This is a genomic window from Gemmobacter sp. LW-1 (assembly GCF_001303875.1).
Taxonomy (GTDB): Bacteria; Pseudomonadota; Alphaproteobacteria; order Rhodobacterales; family Rhodobacteraceae; genus Gemmobacter; species Gemmobacter caeni.
In genome coordinates, this window is the sequence record NZ_LJSC01000062.1 from 20,713 (window position 1) to 38,829 (window position 18,117).

General features: G+C 65.5%; 20 protein-coding genes. 10 read left to right on the forward strand and 10 right to left on the reverse strand.

Annotated features, from left to right (window positions below; translation table 11 throughout):
* Positions 1–25 precede the first annotated feature (25 nt).
* The 7 genes from dxr to AO684_RS19705 all read right to left on the reverse strand — a co-directional run bounded on the left by dxr (position 26) and on the right by AO684_RS19705 (position 7,250).
* Positions 26–1,216, reverse strand: a complete 1,191-nt coding sequence (gene dxr, locus AO684_RS19675; protein ID WP_054304440.1) for a 1-deoxy-D-xylulose-5-phosphate reductoisomerase — start codon at positions 1,214–1,216, stop codon at positions 26–28.
* Between the two features lies 1 nt (position 1,217).
* Positions 1,218–1,880 (reverse strand): phosphatidate cytidylyltransferase, encoded by a 663-nt coding sequence (locus AO684_RS19680; protein ID WP_054304441.1) that lies wholly within the window; start codon positions 1,878–1,880, stop codon positions 1,218–1,220.
* On the reverse strand, positions 1,877–2,554 hold the full coding sequence (gene uppS / locus AO684_RS19685; RefSeq protein ID WP_229825238.1) for a polyprenyl diphosphate synthase: 678 nt from the start codon (positions 2,552–2,554) through the stop codon (positions 1,877–1,879). Before uppS ends, AO684_RS19680 begins: the two co-directional genes overlap by 4 nt.
* Before the next feature lie 84 nt (positions 2,555–2,638).
* Positions 2,639–3,205: a ribosome recycling factor gene (frr, locus tag AO684_RS19690; RefSeq protein ID WP_054304443.1), complete on the reverse strand. Its 567-nt coding sequence runs from the start codon at positions 3,203–3,205 to the stop codon at positions 2,639–2,641.
* A gap of 125 nt (positions 3,206–3,330) precedes the next feature.
* A complete protein-coding gene (pyrH, locus tag AO684_RS19695) occupies positions 3,331–4,065 on the reverse strand; it encodes a UMP kinase (RefSeq protein ID WP_054304444.1) in 735 nt (244 codons plus the stop codon).
* A gap of 133 nt (positions 4,066–4,198) precedes the next feature.
* On the reverse strand, positions 4,199–4,465 hold the full coding sequence (locus AO684_RS19700) for a hypothetical protein (RefSeq protein ID WP_054304445.1): 267 nt from the start codon (positions 4,463–4,465) through the stop codon (positions 4,199–4,201).
* The gene (locus AO684_RS19705; RefSeq protein ID WP_054304446.1) at positions 4,455–7,250 is read right to left on the reverse strand and encodes a [glutamate--ammonia-ligase] adenylyltransferase; all 2,796 of its coding nucleotides are present in this window, start codon (positions 7,248–7,250) and stop codon (positions 4,455–4,457) included. The genes AO684_RS19700 and AO684_RS19705 overlap by 11 nt, the downstream gene beginning before the upstream one ends.
* A gap of 119 nt (positions 7,251–7,369) precedes the next feature.
* Between AO684_RS19705 and AO684_RS19710 the strand changes: the two genes are divergently transcribed.
* From AO684_RS19710 to AO684_RS19740, 7 genes are all read left to right on the forward strand, one after another.
* Entirely contained in the window at positions 7,370–7,840 is a 471-nt protein-coding gene (locus tag AO684_RS19710) for a YbaK/EbsC family protein (RefSeq protein ID WP_054304447.1), read from the forward strand.
* Between the two features lie 51 nt (positions 7,841–7,891).
* On the forward strand, positions 7,892–8,452 hold the full coding sequence (locus AO684_RS19715) for a TetR/AcrR family transcriptional regulator (RefSeq protein WP_054304448.1): 561 nt from the start codon (positions 7,892–7,894) through the stop codon (positions 8,450–8,452).
* Positions 8,449–8,790, forward strand: a complete 342-nt coding sequence (locus AO684_RS19720; RefSeq protein WP_054304449.1) for a multidrug efflux SMR transporter — start codon at positions 8,449–8,451, stop codon at positions 8,788–8,790. The genes AO684_RS19715 and AO684_RS19720 overlap by 4 nt, the downstream gene beginning before the upstream one ends.
* 137 nt (positions 8,791–8,927) lie before the next feature.
* On the forward strand, positions 8,928–9,392 hold the full coding sequence (locus tag AO684_RS19725) for a DUF2852 domain-containing protein (RefSeq protein WP_054304497.1): 465 nt from the start codon (positions 8,928–8,930) through the stop codon (positions 9,390–9,392).
* Between the two features lie 55 nt (positions 9,393–9,447).
* Complete coding sequence (locus AO684_RS19730; RefSeq protein ID WP_054304450.1) at positions 9,448–9,897, forward strand: RDD family protein; 450 nt, start codon at positions 9,448–9,450, stop codon at positions 9,895–9,897.
* A 136-nt stretch (positions 9,898–10,033) separates the two neighbouring features.
* Positions 10,034–10,870, forward strand: coding sequence for an arginyltransferase (locus AO684_RS19735; protein ID WP_054304451.1), 837 nt, complete (start codon positions 10,034–10,036; stop codon positions 10,868–10,870).
* Positions 10,867–11,265: a VOC family protein gene (locus AO684_RS19740; RefSeq protein ID WP_054304452.1), complete on the forward strand. Its 399-nt coding sequence runs from the start codon at positions 10,867–10,869 to the stop codon at positions 11,263–11,265. Before AO684_RS19735 ends, AO684_RS19740 begins: the two co-directional genes overlap by 4 nt.
* A gap of 105 nt (positions 11,266–11,370) precedes the next feature.
* Here the strand turns inward: AO684_RS19740 and AO684_RS19745 are convergent, their stop codons facing one another.
* Positions 11,371–11,679, reverse strand: a complete 309-nt coding sequence (locus tag AO684_RS19745; RefSeq protein WP_054304453.1) for a DUF2834 domain-containing protein — start codon at positions 11,677–11,679, stop codon at positions 11,371–11,373.
* Between the two features lie 245 nt (positions 11,680–11,924).
* Between AO684_RS19745 and AO684_RS19750 the strand changes: the two genes are divergently transcribed.
* Entirely contained in the window at positions 11,925–12,341 is a 417-nt protein-coding gene (locus AO684_RS19750; RefSeq protein ID WP_054304454.1) for a GNAT family N-acetyltransferase, read from the forward strand.
* 127 nt (positions 12,342–12,468) lie between these two features.
* On the opposite strand, the gene AO684_RS19755 is transcribed toward AO684_RS19750, so the two are convergent.
* A complete protein-coding gene (locus AO684_RS19755; protein WP_054304455.1) occupies positions 12,469–14,334 on the reverse strand; it encodes a PhoX family phosphatase in 1,866 nt (621 codons plus the stop codon).
* 498 nt (positions 14,335–14,832) lie between these two features.
* Here AO684_RS19755 and AO684_RS19760 point away from each other — a divergent pair, with 498 nt between their 5' ends.
* Together AO684_RS19760 and ilvN are read left to right on the forward strand one after the other, a co-directional pair.
* Positions 14,833–16,599, forward strand: coding sequence for an acetolactate synthase 3 large subunit (locus AO684_RS19760; RefSeq protein ID WP_054304498.1), 1,767 nt, complete (start codon positions 14,833–14,835; stop codon positions 16,597–16,599).
* Between the two features lie 97 nt (positions 16,600–16,696).
* Positions 16,697–17,257 (forward strand): acetolactate synthase small subunit, encoded by a 561-nt coding sequence (gene ilvN / locus AO684_RS19765; protein ID WP_054304456.1) that lies wholly within the window; start codon positions 16,697–16,699, stop codon positions 17,255–17,257.
* Between the two features lie 38 nt (positions 17,258–17,295).
* Here ilvN and AO684_RS19770 read toward each other — a convergent pair whose 3' ends face one another.
* The gene (locus tag AO684_RS19770) at positions 17,296–18,069 is read right to left on the reverse strand and encodes an enoyl-CoA hydratase-related protein (protein WP_054304457.1); all 774 of its coding nucleotides are present in this window, start codon (positions 18,067–18,069) and stop codon (positions 17,296–17,298) included.
* Between the last annotated feature and the right edge of the window lie 48 nt (positions 18,070–18,117).

An 18,117-nucleotide genomic window follows, 5' to 3' on the forward strand; every position in this document is an offset into this window, starting at 1 on the left:
GGCGTGCGGCAGTCGGGCGAGGGCCTCAGCCCGCGCGCCGCGCCGCCAGATCCGACGCAATGCCGGTCGCCAGGGCACGGGCACGAAGATCCGCCGCCAGAACCTCCTGAAGGCTCATCGGGGCATTTCCAAGGCCGGTCTCGCGCGAAAGCGCGGCAAGCGTGTCTTCCACGATTCCCGCCATATCGGCAAACCCCACCCCTCCGCCAATGAAATGGTCGAGAGCGATCTCTTTCGCGGCATTGAACGCCGCACCCGCCTGGCCGCGAACCGCCATCACCTCGCGCGCAAGCCGCAGCGCCGGATAGCGCGCCTCGTCCGGCGCGCGGAAGCTCAGCCGTCCGAGGGCCGCGAAATCCAGCCGCGCCACCGGCAGTTCGCCACGCTCGGGCCAGTTCAGCGCATAGCCGATGGCATGGCGCATGTCCGCCGCCCCCAGATGCGCCATGATGGCACCGTCGCGGTAACCCACCATGGAATGAATGATGCTTTCGGGGTGGATGATGACCTCGATCTGCTCCGGCGCGACACCGAAATATTCGCGGGTCTCGATCACCTCCAGCGCCTTGTTGAACATCGAGGCGCTGTCGATGGTGATGCGCGGCCCCATTGACCAGTTGGGATGCGCCAGCGCCTCGGCCACCGTGGCTTTCGCCAGCTTGTCCAGCGGCCAGTCGCGCAGCGCGCCCCCAGAAGCGGTGAGGACGATGCGTTCCACCGCCGCCAGATCCTCGCCCACCAGCGCCTGAAAGATGGCGCTGTGCTCGCTGTCCACCGGCAGGATACGCGCACCATGACGCGCAGCCTCGGCCATCAGCAGCGGCCCGGCGGTCACAAGGCTTTCCTTGTTCGCGAGCGCCAGCGTGGTGCCATGGCGCAGCGCCCGGAACCCCGGTGCCAGCCCTGCCGCACCGACGATGGCCGACATCACCCAGTCCGCCGGGCGGTCTGCGGCTTCCAGCAGCGCCTCAGACCCCGCCGCCGCCGCAATGCCGCTGCCTTCCAGCGCGTCGCGCAAGGCGGGCAGACAGTCGTCATGCGCGGTAACCGCCACCCCGGCCCGAAGGGCGCGTGCCATCTCGGCCAGCCGGGTCACATTGCGCCCGCCGGTCAGCGCGACAGTGTGAAACGCCTCCGGCCCGCCCGCCCGCATCATCAGGTCGAAGGTGGATTCGCCGATCGAGCCGGTGGCGCCGAAAACAGAAATGCGCCGCATGTCAGTGCCCCGCACCGAAAAGGAACAGCGCCGCCGCGCCGACAACAATCGCCGCGAAGATCAGCGCGTCAAACCGATCCAGCACACCGCCATGACCCGGGATGAGGTTAGAGCTGTCCTTGACACCTGCCCGCCGCTTGATCGCGCTTTCCGCAATGTCGCCCATCTGACCGGCGAAAGCCACAAACGGCGACAGCAGCACGAGGCCAGGACCCGTCCCCCGGTCCAGCGCGGCAAAGACCACACCAACCAGCGCAGCACCGATCCAGCCCGCGACTGTGCCGCTCCATGTCTTTTTCGGGCTGATGCGCGGCCAGAACTTCGGCCCGCCAAGTGCACGGCCCGCGAAATAACCCATCACATCGGATGCAATGACCACGGCCAGCAACCAGCAGATCAGCAAAAATCCGTTCGGCAGACCGCGCAGCCAGATCAGCGCCGCCCCGGCCAGCAGGATGGCCAGCCCGTAACCGGCCCAGAGCGCGGTATCCCGGCCCTGCCCCAGCGTCATGCGCCACAGCTCCCACTGCATCGCGGCAACGGCGGCAAGGATCAGCAGCAGATAGACCGACCCGCCCAGCCAGATCGCGACGGCGCCGACCGCCAGCATCACCAGTGCCGACAGGCTGCGTGCCCGAAGATCGGCCCAGTTCGCGCCGCTCATGCGCCGAAGACCCCGCCGAAGCGGCGCTCCCGCACGCCAAAGCGGCTCAGGATGCGGCCCAGTTCCTCGGGCGTGAAATCGGGCCAGAGCGTTTGCGTGAACTCGTATTCGGCATAGGCCGCCTGCCAGGGCAGGAAATTCGAGGTCCGCGTCTCGCCGCTGGTGCGGATCACCAGATCGGGGTCGGGCAGATCGGCGGTATCCAGATGCTGCGTCAGATGCGCCTCGGTAATCTGCGCCGGATCGACCAGCCCCGCCGCCACCGCCTTCGCCAGATCGCGCGCGGCACGGGTAATTTCGTCCCGGCCGCCATAGTTGATGGCAACCGTCAGGTTCAGCCGGTCATAGACCGCCGTCCGAGCCTCGATCCCGGCCATCAGCTTTTGCAGCTTCGGGTCCAGCCGCGATCGATCCCCGATGAACCGCATCCGCACCGATTCAGCGGCCAGCCGGTCGGCCTCGCGCTCGATGTAGCGTGCAAAGATCGACATGAGGCCCAGCACCTCTTCGGTCGAACGCTTCCAGTTCTCCGTCGAAAAGGCATAGATCGTGAGCCATTTCACGCCCAGATCCGGGGCGCAGCGCACGATTTCCTTCACCCGTTCGGCGCCCTTGCGATGCCCCACCAGCCGCGGCCAGCCACGATTGGTGGCCCAGCGGCCATTGCCGTCCATGATGATGGCCACATGACGCGGGCCGGTTGCGGATGTGTCGCTGGCGGCCAAGAGCAGCCCTTTCGCTGGCGCGGATGCAGGTCGTCAGACCTGCATGATTTCCTGTTGCTTCGACTCGAGCGCCTTGTCCACCTGCGCGATGGCCTTGTCGGTCAGCTCCTGCACCTCGTCGGCATACATCTTCTGGTCGTCCTCGGACATGCCCGAGCCTTTGGCCTTCTTGATCTGGTCCATGCCGTCGCGGCGCACGTTGCGGATGGCGACCTTGGCGCTTTCGGCATATTGCGCGGCGACGCGGGTCAGTTCGCGGCGGCGTTCTTCGTTCAGTTCCGGGATCGGCAGGCGGATCAGCGGCCCGTCAGTCACCGGGTTGATGCCCAGACCGGATTCGCGGATCGCCTTTTCCACCTTGTTGATCATGCCCTTGTCCCAGACATTGATCACGACCATGCGCGGCTCGGGCACGTTCACGGTGCCAAGCTGGTTGATCGGGGTCATCTGGCCATAGGCCTCCACCTGAATCGGGTCGAGGATCTGGGCCGAGGCGCGGCCGGTGCGCAGCGAGGCGAATTCCATCTTCAGGGCGGTCATGGCGCCGTCCATGCGGCGGCTCAGGTCGTCGAGGTCGATTTCGATTTCGTCGTGCGACATGGGGTCCTCATCTTTCGGCTCGGGCGCCGTTTCGGGCCTCTATAACAGCAGGCGGCGCCGTTGGATATAGGGGGATGCGCGCCGCAGGGGCGCGATGGGCGACGCCTTGCCGCCCGGAAGCCGGATCAGCCCTGCACCGTCGTATAGGTGCCCTGCCCGGCCAGGATGCCACGGAAGCCGCCCGGTTCATCCAGCGAAAACACGATGATCGGCAGGTTGTTGTCGCGGGCCAGCGCAATGGCCGAAGCATCCATCACGCCCAGATGTTTCGCCAGGCATTCGTCATAGCTGACATGCTCGTAGCGTTTGGCATCGGCATGTTTCTTGGGGTCCTTGTCGTAGACCCCGTCGACCTTGGTGCCCTTGAAGATCGCCTGACAGGCCATTTCATTGGCGCGCAGCGTCGCGGCCGTATCAGTGGTGAAATAGGGGTTGCCGGTGCCGGCCGCGAAAATGCAGACCCGCTTCTTTTCCAGATGGCGCACGGCGCGGCGGCGGATATAGGGCTCGCAGACCTGATCCATCGGAATGGCGCTGATGACGCGGGTAAAGACCCCCATCTGCTCCAGCGCCGATTGCATGGCCAGCGCGTTCATCACGGTGGCGAGCATCCCCATGTAATCGGCGGTGGTGCGTTCCATCCCCTGCGCAGATCCGGCCAGACCACGGAAGATATTGCCGCCACCGATCACCATGCAGACCTCGACGCCCAGATCGCGGACCGATTTCACCTCGGCTGCGATGCGGGCCACGGTCGGCGGATGCAGGCCGAAGCCCTGATCGCCCATCAACGCCTCCCCCGAGATTTTCAGCATGACGCGGCTGTATTTCACAGGCGGATGGGCGGTGTCGGCGGTCATCGGGTTTGTCCCTGTCGTTGTTTCGGGTGGCGGCGAAATTGTCGTGGCGCAAAATGTCGGAAAACGCGGGCAGGTTCAACCGGGCAGAACCGGGCGAAGCGCCGGGGGTCCGCGACAGATCGCCGGATGGGGCTCAGCCCGCCATGCGGCCGATGCGGCCACCGCGACGGCGCGGCGCTTCGGGCGCGGCCCGCGCGGCTTCAAGGATTGCCGTCATCGGGTGATCCGCCGCCGCGCCATAGCGCGCCAGCAGCACGCTCAGCGCCTCGGGCGTTTCGGTGCCCGCGCGCAGGCTCAGCGCCCAGTCGATGAAGATCGACCGACATTCGCCATCGGTGATCCCCTCGATGTTATAGCTTTCGCGTATCAGCCCCTTGGGGTCCGCTTCTTCAAGCTGCATCTGTCGTCTCTCCCAGCCGCGCGTCGATCACCGCCGCCGCCGCGGCAACCGCCGCCTCCAGCCGCGCTGACAGATCCGCGCCGTCTGCCGCCCCGGTCTCGCGCACCAGAAAGGCGCGGCCGCCCTCGCCCACGGTGTCGAGGTCCAGCGTCCGGTCGGTCAGAAGCCGCGTTCCCGCCTGCAACCGCCACAGAAGCCTGTAGGCATCCAGCAACACCTGCTCGTCGGAAACCGACAGGAAACCGCGCTTTACGCCAGCGCGCAGTTGCTGTTCCACCCGCCGCGCCGGATCGGCCACGCGCAGGCAGGCGGTCTGCGCCAGCAACTCGATATCCATCAGGCGGCCCGCCCCGTTCTTCGCCTCCCACGAGCCAGCCGGGGGCTTGGCCGCTTGCAGGCGCTTGCGCATCTCGGCCACATCGGACAGCACGCTGTCGCCGCCCGCCTTGGCCGCCAGCACCTCGCGCCGCACGGCCTCAAGATCGGCGGCGAGGTTCGGATCACCCGCAAGCACCCGCGCGCGGGTAAGCGCCAGATGCTCCCATGTCCAGGCCTCGTCCATCTGGTAGTTGCGGAAACTGGTGAGCGAAGTGGCCACCGGCCCCTGACGCCCCGAGGGGCGCAGCCGCATATCGACTTCGTAAAGCCGCCCTTCCGGCATTTGGGCCGTCAGCGCCGTCACCATGGCCTGCGTCAGCCGCGCGAAATAGGGCCGGGTTGCCAGCGGCTTCGTCCCCTCGCTGGTCTCGGCCCCCTGCGCATCATAGATGACGATCAGGTCAAGGTCAGATCCGGCGTTCAGCCGCCCGGCACCAAGGCTGCCCATGCCCAGCACCACTGCGCCGCGCCCCGGCGCAGGCCCGTGCTTGCGGGCAAACTCGGCGCTGACCACCGGCCAAATCGCACCGACGATGGCATCCGCCAGATCGGCATAGCTTTTCCCGGCCTCGAAAGCGTCGATCAGCCCGCGCAGATGATGCACGCCGATGCGGAAGTGCCATTCCTTCATCCAGCGCCGTGCGGTATCCAGCTTCGCCTCGTAATCCGCGACCTCGGCCAGCGTTGCGGTCAGGTTGGCGCGCAATTCCGCCGTGCCGGGCCAGGGCGCCCAGAAGCTGCCACCGATCACCGCATCCAGCACACCCGCATTGCGGCTGAGGTAACGCGCCAGCGCGGGCGTGGTGCCCGCAATGTCCACGATCAGATCGACCAGCACCGGATTGGCATCAAACAGCGCGAAAAGCTGCACCCCTGCGGGCAGCCCCTTCAGGAACCCGTCGAAGGCCAGCAACGCCTCGTCGGGGTTCGCCGCCTTTTGCAGCGCCCGCAGCAGCGTGGGGCGCAGGCGCTTGAAGATGCGCACAGCGCGTTCCGACCGCAGCGCCGGATAGGCCCGCCAGCCATCGACGATCTCGCGCGCGCTGTCCGAAAGCTCCGGCCCTTCCTCGGCGGCACCGGGGGCGAAGAAGCCCTCGGTCAGCGCCTCGGTCCGTTCCAGCCGCGCCTTCAGCGCCGCCCTGAACGCCGCCACATCGCCCTCGCCGCAGAAGGCCGCGATGCGCGCGACACCCTCGGCGCTGTTCGGCATGTCATGGGTCTGGGCATCGGCGACCATCTGCAAGCGGTGCTCGATTTCCCGATGCGCGCGGTAAAGCGCGGTCAGCTCGTCCGTCACCTCGCCCGGCACCCAGCCCGCCGCCGCAAGCGCCGCCAACCCGCCCACCGTGGTCCGGTCGCGCAAGGACGGGTCGCGCCCCCCCGCGATCAATTGCCGGGTCTGGGTGAAGAACTCGATCTCGCGGATGCCGCCGGGGCCGAGCTTCATGTTATGCCCCTCGATCGAGATGGGGCCGTGAAGCCCGCGATGATCGCGGATGCGCAGCCGCATGTCATGTGCATCCTGAATCGCCACGAAATCCAGATGCTTGCGCCAGACGAAGGGCACCAGCGCCTTGAGGAACCGCTCCCCCGCCGCCAGATCGCCGCCCGCTGGCCGCGCCTTGATATAGGCCGCGCGTTCCCAGGTGCGGCCCTGCGCCTCGTAATAGGCTTCCGCCGCCGCCATGGAGATACAGACCGGCGTCACCGCCGCATCGGGCCGCAGCCGCAGGTCGGTGCGAAAGACATAACCCTCGGCCGTGATGTCGGACAGCAGCGCCGCCATCTTGCGGGTCACGCGGATGAATCCCATCCGCGCCTCCTGCCAGTCTTCGCCATAACGGTCCTGATCGAACAGACACACGAGGTCGATGTCGGACGAATAATTCAGCTCGCCCGCACCGCCCTTGCCCATGGCCAGCACCACCATCCCGGCGGCGGTTTCGGCATCCTCGGGACGCTGACCGGGCAGTTTGCCACGACGGATTTCATCCGCGACCAGCCGCCTGAGGCTGAGGTCCACCGCCCGGTCGGCCAGCGCCGAAAGCGCGCCGGTCACCGCCTCCAGCGGCCAGACGCCGCCCAGATCGGCCAGCCCGGTCAGCAGCGCCACCCGCCGCTTGGCCTGCCGCAAGGCGCTGCCCAGGCCGTCCAGCGGCACCTCGTCCAGCCCCTCCAGCACTGCCTCGATGGCAGCTTCCGGCGCCCCGGCAAGTGCGGCGCGCAGCCAGTCGGCCTCGCGCCCCATCAGCCCTTTCAGATAGGGCGAGCAGCCCGCCGTTCCGGCCAGCAATCCGCGCAGTTCGGGCGCAAGATCGGCGAAATTCGCGGCGGCATCCGCCCCGGCCTCGGGGTCGAAAGCGATGGGCGAGCGGGTCAGGCGGGCAGCGAAATGCGTCTGTGTCATGCCGCGACCATGGCGCCGGGCCACGCCCGCGTCAACGGGCGGAACCGACCCTGCGCCCCCTTGACCCGCCGCGCCGGGAATGGCCGTATTCCGCCCCGTGCCCTGCGAAGGATGTGCCGATGTCGAAAAGCCTTGCCCGTGTCACCGCTGCGCTGGAGGCCGCCGGGGTCGCCGCGCGCCCGGTCGAGATGCCCGCCGAAACCCGCACTGCCGAACAGGCGGCCGCGGCGGCGGGCTGCGCGCTGGACCAGATCGTGAAATCCATCCTGTTCCGGGGCGAAGGTTCGGGGCGGCTTTACCTGTTCCTGACGGCGGGCGGCAACCGGATCGACGCGGTCAAAGCCTCGTCCCTCGCCGGGGAGCCCTTGGGCCGCGCTGATGCGCAGGAAGTGCGCGCGGTGACGGGCTTTGCCATCGGCGGGGTCAGCCCGGTCGGGCATCTGACACCCAGCCCCGAATTCCTTGACCCCCGCCTGATGGATTTCGCGCAGGTCTGGGCGGCGGCGGGCACCCCGCGTCACATCTTCCCCATCGCGCCGGGCGAACTGCTGCGCATCACCGGCGCCAAACTGGCCGATTTCACGGCTTGACGAAAACATACCCTGCGGTATCTTTCTGGGGAAATCCCCGGATGCTCCGCCGTGTCAGACGCCCATCGCCGCCCTAAAACGCCCGAGGCCACCCGGCAGGCCCTGCTGGACGCAGGCGTGCGGCTGGCGCTGGCCGAGGGGCTGGCGGCGCTGGCCCTGCCTGCGGTTTCGGCTGAAGCCGCCGTGACGAAAGGCGCTCTCTTTCACCACTTTGGCAATCGTCAGGGGCTGGTCGAGGCGGTAGCGGCAGAAATCCTTGCCCGGATCGACGCCGAGTTTCAGGCGGCGCTGGCCAAGGATGCAGGGGGGCACGGCGTTCTGACCCGCGCCTATCTGCACTGCATCTTCCATCCCGCCAGCCCGCACAGCCCCTGGGCCGCGCCCTCGCTGCGCAGCCTTGCCGATACGGCACTGGCCGGGCTGTGGCGCGACTGGATTGCCGCGCAGATGGCGGCTCATGCCGACACGGACAGCGATACCGCGCTGGTGGCGGCGCGGCTGGCGGCCGACGGCTACTGGATGTCGCGCGTCTTCGGATCGGTCCCCGTGCCGCCGGGGCCGGACGCGCTGTTTGCCCATCTTCTTGCCCGCACCCGGAAGGACGCGCCATGACCCTGCCCGCCACCTATGCCATCCTTGGCTTCGCCATCGCGCTGGAGGTCATCGGCACCTCGCTTCTGAACGCGACACAGCAATTCACCCGGCCCCTGCCGACCATCATCATGGCGCTGTGCTATGGCGTGTCGTTCTATTGCCTGTCACTGGCGGTGCGCGTTCTGCCCGTCGGCATCGTCTATGCGATCTGGAGTGGCATGGGCATCGTGCTGATCGCCGCCGTTTCGGTGATTTTCCTGCGCCAGAGCCTCGATTTCTGGGCCCTGACCGGACTCGGACTGATCATCGCCGGGGTCGCGGTCATCAATCTGATGTCGAAAAGCCTGCCCCATTAAGCACTTGGCAACCCGGCTTCCTCAGCGTCAGATAAAAATGTGAAAATCTTTCACATCAGCCCTTGAAGCGGGGGCGTCCCATGCGCATCTCGGATCATGTGAAAGCAATTCACATCCAACGCAACCGGGAGACCGCCATGTCCTACGCCACCTCCACCGCCGTGCCGAGCGGCCCCACCAACATCTTCCGCCGCGCCGAAGGCTGGCTGGACCAGCGCGGCAAGCTCGCCTGGATCGCCGCCATGGTGCTGGGCTTCATCTTCGTCTGGCCCGTGGGCCTCGCGCTGCTGGCCTACATGATCTTCGCCGGCAAGTTCAGATCCTCCAGCTACTCCGACCGAAAGGATGACACCATGTTCTGCCGTCACCGCCGCCATCACCATGACCATGCCGCCTTCCGCAGCTCGGGCAATACCGCCTTCGACGCCTACAAGGCCGAAACGCTGAAGCGGCTGGAAACCGAGCAAGAGGCTTTCGAAAGCTTCCTGCAACGCCTGCGCGAAGCCAAGGACAAGCAGGAATTCGACAGCTTCATGGATGAACGCGCCCGCCGTGCCGCCGAACCCAAAGCCGAGGAACCGGCAGCCCCCGGCGCGTATTGATCCCCAGGACGGGGGCTTCGGCCCCCGCCCTTCCCCGAACCAAGGACCGCCGCCGATGTATGCCAACAGCGAAGACCACTTCCTGCCCGACCCCGAACGCCACGCCGAATTCTATGAAGGCGTGACGATGAAGCGGGGCCTTGCCTGGGTGGTGGACGTGATCCTGACCGCGATCATCACTGCGATGATCGTGCCCTTCACCGCCTTCACGGCGCTGTTCTTCCTGCCGCTGCTGTATCTTTGTGTCAGCTTTGCCTATCGGGTGCTGACGCTGGCATCGGCTTCGGCCACGCCCGGCATGCGGCTGATGAACATCACCTTCCTGACCCGCAATGGCGAGAAATTCGATTTCGCCCATGCCTTCCTGCACACGCTGGGTTACACGCTGTCCATCGGTACGCTGCTGGTTCAGGTGCTGTCGGTCTTTCTGATGGCGACCTCCTCCCGCGGCCAGGGGCTCAGCGATCACGTTCTGGGCACGGTGGCGATCAACCGTCCGCGCTGAACCCTGACGAAAGCCGGGCCACTGCCCGGCTTTTCATCCTGTCGCAATCCGGTCTTGGCGAGCGGGCGCGGGCTTGCTAGGCTTCGCGCGACAAAGCCCTTTCCCATCCCGCAACCGGACAGGCCCGCCCGCCAAGATGCGCCACACGGTCCCCATCGCGCCGCAGTTCTATGTGACGGCCCCACAAGCCTGCCCCTACCTGGACGGGCGGATGGAACGCAAGCTGTTCACAGCCCTTCAGGGCGAACATGCGCAGCGGCTGAATGATGCGCTGTCCAAGCAGGGGTTCCGGCGCAGCCAGAACGTGCTGTACCGGCCCTCCTGTGCCGAATGCTCTGCCTGTCTGTCGGCCCGCATCCGCGTCGCGGATTTCGAACCGAACCGCACGCAGCGCAAGATCCTCCGCCGCAACGCCCATTTGCGCCGCAACGCCACAAGCCCCTGGGCGACCGAAGATCAGTTCGCGCTGTTCCGTCGCTATCTGGATCATCGCCACGCCGATGGCGGCATGGCCGACATGGACATCTTCGAATTTGCCGCGATGATCGAGGAAACCCCGATCCGGTCGCGTGTCATCGAATATACCCGCCCCGCCGGGGATGGCAGCCGCGCCCGGCCGCTGGCAGCTGTCTGTCTGACCGATGTGTTCGATGACGGGCTGAGCATGGTCTACAGCTTCTATGACCCTGACCTGACGGCGCAGAGCCTGGGCACCTATCTGATCCTTGACCATATCGAGATCGCGCGCGAGGCCGGGCTGCCTTATGTCTATCTGGGCTACTGGGTGCCGGGCAGCCGCAAGATGGGTTACAAGGCGAATTTCGCCGCGCTGGAGCTTTACAAGGCTGGCCAGTGGCAGGACATCGGCAGCCCCGAGGATCACACGGCGGAACTGCACCCGCTGTCCGTCGACCCGATCGCCGAACAGGTGGCGCGCATCGCCCTGCCCGAAGCCCGCCCCCATCACGAATGACCGCACCGCTTTCGGATGCGCGCATCGCCGCGCTGGCGCTGATCGTGCCGGATTACGCGGCGGGGCTGGCGTTTTATGTCCAGAGGCTCGGCTTCCGGCTGATCGAGGATGTCGATCAGGGCCGCAAACGCTGGATCACCGTCGCGCCGCCCGGCGGTGGCCCGGTATTGGTGCTGGCCCGCGCCGACACGGAGGAACAGCGCGCCGCCATCGGCAGGCAGGGCGCGGGTCGGGTCTGGCTGTTTCTGGAAACCGGCGATTTCGCCCGCGACCACGCCGCCCTTCTGGCCGCAGGCGCCATCTTCGAGGAAGCCCCGCGCCACGAACCCTATGGCACCGTCGCGGTCTGGCGCGATCCTTTCGGCAACCGCTGGGATCTGCTGCAACGGCATTGAGGCCATCTGAACGGAGCGCACGAGGCCAGCGCTTCGCGGGATGGAATACTCGGGGGGATCGGCCCCCCATAATGAACTGGAGCGCGGGACTGATGGTCGCCCTCGTCAGTCCCGCTCTCTCAGATACAGGTAGAGCGGGAGCGCCAGCGAAAGACCCACGAAGAAACTTGCGGGCAGAACCAGCCACCACCGCTCGACCTTGTGCTTCGCTGCGTCAGACCAGGACCATACCCAGAATATCAGAATCGAAATGAGCACATCTGCCGAGAAGCCCGCAGCGGGCCCGTTTGCGAACAGCGACTGAATAAAGAGCGGAAGCGCGAGCCCGTGCTGCGCGAAAAAAGAGCCGAAGAATAACCATGGCACCCCGGTCCCGACAATCGCCATCAGGAGATAAAAGTTCCTGATTGTCATATGTTTATCCCCCTTGGAAAAGTCTTTCGTATCCAGATGATCTTTCGAGAGGCATTAGCAAAGGTTGACCGCGGGCGCTATAGCAGCCGGAGGTTCGGGGGCGGGTCGGAGACCTCAGGCTGGCAGGATTGAATGGAACCTCTGCCGGACACCCAAAAGAGGGCCCGCGACCTTTGCAGTCGACAGCCAAACTCACTAGGGTGCTGTTTCTGCAAGTGCAAACCGATCCCGAAAGGAAGCCGAACATGGCCGGAAACACCTACAAGGTTGTCAGGCGGACACCCACTGTCGGCGAATATATGCAGCTTCGCGCAGAGGCGGGCCTGAGCCCGTTTTCCGAAGAGGCCGCCACGAAAGGCCTCGCCGGTACAGTCTTTGCCGTGGTGCTTGAGCATGGCGACCGCGTCGCAGGCATGGGCAGGCTGATCGGGGACGGCGGGTGCTTTTTCCAGATCGTGGATATTGCCGTGACCCCGTCGGATCAGGGACAGGGGCTGGGCAAGACGATCATGGGGGAGTTGATGGAGTTTGTCACAACCCGGCTTCCCGCATCAGCCTATGTCAGCCTCATCGCCGACGTTCCGGCAAATAAGCTTTACGAAAAGTTCGGCTTTGTGGAGACGGCGCCCCGCTCTCTCGGCATGGCGCGCCGGGCGCGGTAACGCTCGGGCCGCCTGCCCTGCACGGCTGACACGGAACGCTTACCCACAGGTCATCCGGCACAACGCTCTGCCAGTCACAGCAAAAGGGGCCGCTTGCGACGGCCCCTCTCGTATCATGCGTTAACGCTCAGGCCAGCGTCGCGCCATCGGTGCGGCGGATGGCGATAAGGGTCGAGCGCGGCAGGCCACCCGTCATATCAGGGAAATCGCCACCCGGATGCTGGATGCCCACAAAGACCGTGCGGCGATCCGACGAGAAGGTCATGCCCGTCACCTCCGAGCCTTTGGGGCCGGTCAGGAACCGCTCGATCCGGCCCGAGGCCGGGTCACCGACCAGCATCTGGTTGTTGCCCTGCCCGGCGAAATCGCCCTCGTTGCTGTCTTCGCCATCGGTCTGGATCCACAGCATCCCGGTCTGATCGAACATCATGCCATCGGGCGAGTTGAACATGTTGCCCGCGTTGATGTTGGACGATCCGGCATAGGCATCCTTGTGCACGCCGGGGTTGCCCGCCATCACGAACAGATCCCAGCGGAAGCTGTCGGCCGCGTGATCCTCGTCCGCCGGATACCAGCGCACGATCTGGCCATAGTGGTTTTCGGCACGCGGGTTCGGACCGCCCACCGGGGTTTCGTCGCCACCGGCATTGGGCTTCACACCCCGGTTCTTGTTGTTGGTCAGGGCGCAATAGGCCTCGATCGCGCGGGGGTTCACCGCCACCCATTCCGGGCGGTCCATGGTGGTGGCGCCAACCTTCGACCCGGCCTGACGGGTGTGAATGCAGATTTCCGCCGCCGTCATGCCGGTCGCCTCGGGCGTCAGGGCAAGCCACTTGCCGGTGCCGTCCTCAGCGAATTTGGCGACGTAAAGCTGGCCTTCATCCAGCAGCGCATCGGTCGGCGCGCCGGGGGCGTAAACGCCGGTCGAGACGAATTTGTACAGAAACTCGCCACGTTCATCATCGCCCAGATAGACCACCACGCGCCCGTCGCGCGCCAGGGTGCAGGCGGCGTTTTCATGTTTGAAGCGGCCGAGCGCGGTATGCTTCACCGGCTTCGAGGTGGCATCGGCCGGGTCGATCTCGACCACATAGCCGAAGCGATTGGGTTCATTCACGTTCTTCGCCAGATCGAAACGCGGATCGAACTGTTCGTAACCATAGACCGATTCCGCCTCGATCCCGTACCGGGCGAAGGCTTCGGGCAGCTTTGCCCCGACATCGGTCGCACCGAAGTACCCGTTGAAGTTTTCCTCGCAGGTCAGATAGGTGCCCCAGGGCGTCTTGCCTGCGCCGCAGTTGTTCAGCGTGCCCAGAACCTCGGTGCCAGCGGGATCAGCCGGGGTGCGCAGCAGCTCGTGCCCCGCCGCCGGGCCGGACAGGCGCATCGGCGTCAGATGGGTGATGCGGCGGTTGAACGGGCTGTCGGGCACAATGGCCCAGCCATCCGGCCCTTCCGCGACTTCCATCACCGTCACGCCTTGCAGGTTTTGCAGCAGGCGCACATCGGCCTCGGACTTGACCTTTTCCTCCTGCTCCGCCGGCAGGTTGATCTCGGGGTTCACATATTCATGGTTCACCGCGATGACCTGATGGCCGCCGATACTGAACAGCTCCATCCCGTCGGTGTTTTCGCCAAACACCCGGTCGGCCCCCTGCGAGGGCACGCCCTTCGCCGCGTCATAGGCCGGTGCATCGGAAAACAGCGCATCGCCCCAGCGCGCCACCGGCTTCCATTCATAGCCTTCCGGCACATGTACGGTGCCATCGGTGGCGACCGGGATCGGCGTGAAGGCGAAACGGGCGGTCGCGGCCACTGCCGCCGTGCCGCGCAGCAGGCTGCCCATGACGCTGGCACCCGAGCCGAAGGCCACGAGCCCGGTCAGGAAGCCGCGACGCGACAGGCCACTCGCCACGATACGGTCGAAATCGGTGGTTTCGGCACGCGGGCTGCGGGCCTCGTCGAAGTCGTCGAAGGAAAAGCGGTCGGTCATCACTGGCTCCTGAAAGGCTGGATCGGCGCCCCTCCGTCACCTTCGGGGGCCCTTCCGGCTGACTGCCAGTCGGAGGTGACACGGGGGTTACAGCCTTGCGAAGGTTGCATGACGCGGCGACTCGCATCTTCCCTGACCCATGCATTTTGCAGTTATTTCTATTGATCGCCAACAAACGCAATAAAAGTTCAACTTTCTGCGTCACCGCGACATTTTTCATGGATTTTTGCCATTGACGCCCCCCGCCGCCGCTCATAAGGTCCGCTGCACTGAATCAAGCCACTGGGGACACGACATGATGTCGCTTCTCGTCATCGTAGGGATTGGGCGCATGGGCCGGTAACGGCAGACCATCTCGGTTCCCCATGCGCCCCCCGAGGAAACTCCGGGGGCTTTTTCATACCCGTGCCCGCCGCGATATTGCGGCAAGAAGTGCCCGCCGCGGTATCGCGGCAAGAACGTGCCAGCCGCGGTGCAAGCGGCAAGAAGGAAGAGAACATGACTCAGGCGAATGCGAGCGCCATGACGGGCGCAAAGATGATCGTGAAGGCGCTGAAGGATCAGGGGGTCGAGGTCGTATTCGGCTACCCCGGCGGCGCCGTGCTTCCGATCTATGACGAACTCTTCCTGCAAAACGACATCCGGCACATTCTCGTCCGTCATGAACAGGGCGCGGTGCACATGGCCGAAGGCTATGCCCGCTCCACCGGGAAACCGGGGGTGGTGCTGGTGACGTCCGGCCCCGGTGCCACCAATGCGGTGACCGGGCTGACCGATGCGCTGCTGGATTCGATCCCGCTGGTGGTGCTGTCGGGTCAGGTGCCGACCTTCATGATCGGCACCGATGGCTTCCAAGAGGCCGATACCGTGGGCATCACCCGCCCCTGCACCAAGATGAACTGGCTGGTGAAGGATACCGCAAAACTGGCGGAAACCATTCATACCGCCTTCCATGTGGCAACCTCGGGCCGTCCCGGCCCGGTGCTGGTGGACATTCCGAAGGATGTGCAATTCGCCCAGGCCGAATATGTGGCGCGCGAGAAGATCAAGACCTCGCATTACCAGCCGCGCGTGAAGGGCGACATCGAGGCCATCACGAAACTGGTCGAACTGCTTGAGAAGGCCGAGCGCCCGGTGTTCTACACCGGCGGCGGCGTCATCAACTCGGGCACCGCCGCGAGCCAGCTCTTGCGCGAACTGGTGGATGCGACGGGCTTCCCCATCACCTCGACCCTGATGGGTCTGGGGGCCTATCCGGCCAGCGGCAGGAACTGGCTGGGCATGCTGGGGATGCACGGGCTTTACGAGGCCAATCTGGCGATGCACGGCTGCGACCTGATGATCAACATCGGCGCCCGCTTCGATGACCGGATCACCGGCCGCGTCGCCGATTTCAGCCCGCATTCGGTGAAGGCGCATATCGACATCGACCCCTCGTCAATCAACAAGGTGATCCGCGTCGATCTGCCCATCGTCGGTGACGTGGGCCATGTGCTGGAGGATATGCTGCGGATATGGAAATCGCGCGGGCGCAAGGTGAACAAGGAAGGTCTGGCGAAGTGGTGGGCACAGATCACGGAATGGAAAGCCGTGGACTGCCTCGACTACAAGAACAGCGAAAAGACAATCAAGCCGCAATATGCGCTGCAACGGCTGGAGGCGCTGACCAAGGGGATGGATCGCTACATCACCACCGAGGTCGGCCAGCACCAGATGTGGGCGGCACAGTTCCTGGGCTTCGACGCACCGAACCGCTGGATGACTTCGGGCGGCCTGGGGACGATGGGTTACGGCCTGCCCGCCTCGATCGGCGTGCAGGTGGCCCACCCCGAGGCGCTGGTCATCAACGTGGCGGGTGAGGCGTCCTGGCTGATGAACATGCAGGAAATGGGCACTGCGATGCAGTTCCGCGCGCCGGTCAAACAGTTCATCCTGAACAACGAACGGCTGGGCATGGTGCGTCAGTGGCAGGAATTGCTGCATGGCGAGCGTTACAGCCATTCCTGGTCGGAAAGCCTGCCCGATTTCGTGAAACTGGCCGAGGCCTTCGGCTGCAAGGGCATCAAGTGCAGCGACCCGAAGGATCTGGACGATGCGATCATGGAAATGATCCGCTACGACGGGCCGGTGATCTTCGACTGTCTGGTCGAGAAGCACGAGAACTGCTTCCCGATGATCCCCTCGGGCAAGCCGCATAACGAGATGCTGCTGGGCGAGGCCGAGACGCAGGGCGTGATCAAGGCTGGCGGCGCGGTGCTGGTGTGACCCTTGCACGGGGGGCTGTCTGCCCCCCGACAGGGGCGCGCAAGCGCGCCCCTTCCCCCCGAGCATATTTTCAGACAGAAAATGAAAGGGAGCCCCCATGTCGGCGCTCAATATCACCAAGGGCTCGTCGAGCCATTCCGCCTACGACCTCCGCGATCCTTATGCCGAGGTGATCGAAAGCCATACGCTGGCCGTGCTTGTCGATAACGAAAGCGGGGTTCTGGCCCGCGTCATCGGGTTGTTTTCGGGCCGTGGCTACAACATCGACAGCCTGACCGTGGCGGAGGTGGATCATACCGGCCACCGCAGCCGCATCACCATCGTCACGCGCGGCACGCCGCAGGTGATCGAGCAGATCAAGGCGCAGCTGGGCCGTCTGGTGCCGGTGCATGCGGTGAACGATCTGACGGTCGAGGGGCCGGCGGTGCAACGCGAGCTGGCGCTGCTGAAGGTTGCCGGAAAAGGGGATGCACGGATCGAGGCGCTGCGTCTGGCCGAGATCTTCCGCGCCAATGTGGTTGATTCGACGCTGGAAAGCTTTGTGTTCGAGATGACCGGCACGCCGGAGAAGATCGACGCTTTCGCCGAGCTGATGCGGCCTCTGGGTCTGCGGGAAGTGGCGCGGACCGGCGTTGCGGCGCTGTCGCGCGGCGCCTGATCGACTGGTGGCTGCCCCTTGCCGGGGCAGCCCTTGCTTCATGCCCCGGTAAAGCGCGGCGGCCGCTTTTCAAGGAAGGCGGCCACCCCTTCGCGGAAATCGGTGGTCTTGCCTGCCGCCTCCTGCAGCCGGGCCTCCAGCGCCAGTTGCGCTTGCAGGTCATTCGACAGCGACCCGCGCAGCGCCTGTTTCAGCGCGCGATAGGCCGCGGTCGGGCCGTTGGCCAGATGGGTCGCGCGTTCGGCAACACGGGCGGTAAAGGCGTCATCCGCCACACATTCATAGATCATGCCCCAGGATTCTGCCTGTCGCGCCGTGACCTTATCGGCGAAGAGGCAGCTGCCCATGGCGCGCGCGGCGCCGATCTGGCGCGGCAGCCACCAGGTGCCGCCCGCATCGGGGATCAGGCCGATCCGGGTGAAGGCCTGCACGAAGCTCGCGCTTTCCGCCGCGATCACCACATCCGCCGCCAACGCCAGATTGGCGCCCGCCCCGGCCGCCGCGCCATTGACAGCGGCGATGGTCGGCACCGGGCAATCATAGATCGCATTGAGGAGCGGCACATATTCCTCGTTCAGGATTTTCTCGAACGGGACGTCGGTGCCCATACCCTGTGCATCCGCCAGATCCTGACCGGAGCAGAAAGCCCTTCCGGCGCCGGAGAAAACGATGACGCGGGCGCTGGATTCGGCCTGCCGGATTGCGGCCAGCATCTGCTTGCGCAGCTCCGACGACAGGGCATTCATCACCTGCGGCCGGTTCAGTGTGATCGTGGCGATGCCGCCCTGTTCCTCCAGAATGATCGGGTCCAATTCTGCCTCCCTTTCCTTTGCCCCGGCAGATTAGCCGCCGGGCACCGG

What these genes read in the sequence shown, in the direction of transcription:
- AO684_RS19755 (WP_054304455.1), bottom strand. Translation starts at nt 14,334, where the DNA reads ATGACCGACCGCTTTTCCTTCGACGACTTCGACGAGGCCCGCAGCCCG.
- AO684_RS19760 (WP_054304498.1), top strand. Translation starts at nt 14,833, where the DNA reads ATGACTCAGGCGAATGCGAGCGCCATGACGGGCGCAAAGATGATCGTG.
- AO684_RS19745 (WP_054304453.1), bottom strand. Translation starts at nt 11,679, where the DNA reads ATGACAATCAGGAACTTTTATCTCCTGATGGCGATTGTCGGGACCGGG.
- dxr (WP_054304440.1), bottom strand. Translation starts at nt 1,216, where the DNA reads ATGCGGCGCATTTCTGTTTTCGGCGCCACCGGCTCGATCGGCGAATCC.
- ilvN (WP_054304456.1), top strand. Translation starts at nt 16,697, where the DNA reads ATGTCGGCGCTCAATATCACCAAGGGCTCGTCGAGCCATTCCGCCTAC.
- AO684_RS19700 (WP_054304445.1), bottom strand. Translation starts at nt 4,465, where the DNA reads ATGCAGCTTGAAGAAGCGGACCCCAAGGGGCTGATACGCGAAAGCTAT.
- uppS (WP_229825238.1), bottom strand. Translation starts at nt 2,554, where the DNA reads ATGGACGGCAATGGCCGCTGGGCCACCAATCGTGGCTGGCCGCGGCTG.
- AO684_RS19680 (WP_054304441.1), bottom strand. Translation starts at nt 1,880, where the DNA reads ATGAGCGGCGCGAACTGGGCCGATCTTCGGGCACGCAGCCTGTCGGCA.
- AO684_RS19730 (WP_054304450.1), top strand. Translation starts at nt 9,448, where the DNA reads ATGTATGCCAACAGCGAAGACCACTTCCTGCCCGACCCCGAACGCCAC.
- pyrH (WP_054304444.1), bottom strand. Translation starts at nt 4,065, where the DNA reads ATGACCGCCGACACCGCCCATCCGCCTGTGAAATACAGCCGCGTCATG.
- AO684_RS19740 (WP_054304452.1), top strand. Translation starts at nt 10,867, where the DNA reads ATGACCGCACCGCTTTCGGATGCGCGCATCGCCGCGCTGGCGCTGATC.
- AO684_RS19710 (WP_054304447.1), top strand. Translation starts at nt 7,370, where the DNA reads ATGTCGAAAAGCCTTGCCCGTGTCACCGCTGCGCTGGAGGCCGCCGGG.
- AO684_RS19720 (WP_054304449.1), top strand. Translation starts at nt 8,449, where the DNA reads ATGACCCTGCCCGCCACCTATGCCATCCTTGGCTTCGCCATCGCGCTG.
- AO684_RS19725 (WP_054304497.1), top strand. Translation starts at nt 8,928, where the DNA reads ATGTCCTACGCCACCTCCACCGCCGTGCCGAGCGGCCCCACCAACATC.
- AO684_RS19705 (WP_054304446.1), bottom strand. Translation starts at nt 7,250, where the DNA reads ATGACACAGACGCATTTCGCTGCCCGCCTGACCCGCTCGCCCATCGCT.
- AO684_RS19750 (WP_054304454.1), top strand. Translation starts at nt 11,925, where the DNA reads ATGGCCGGAAACACCTACAAGGTTGTCAGGCGGACACCCACTGTCGGC.
- frr (WP_054304443.1), bottom strand. Translation starts at nt 3,205, where the DNA reads ATGTCGCACGACGAAATCGAAATCGACCTCGACGACCTGAGCCGCCGC.
- AO684_RS19735 (WP_054304451.1), top strand. Translation starts at nt 10,034, where the DNA reads ATGCGCCACACGGTCCCCATCGCGCCGCAGTTCTATGTGACGGCCCCA.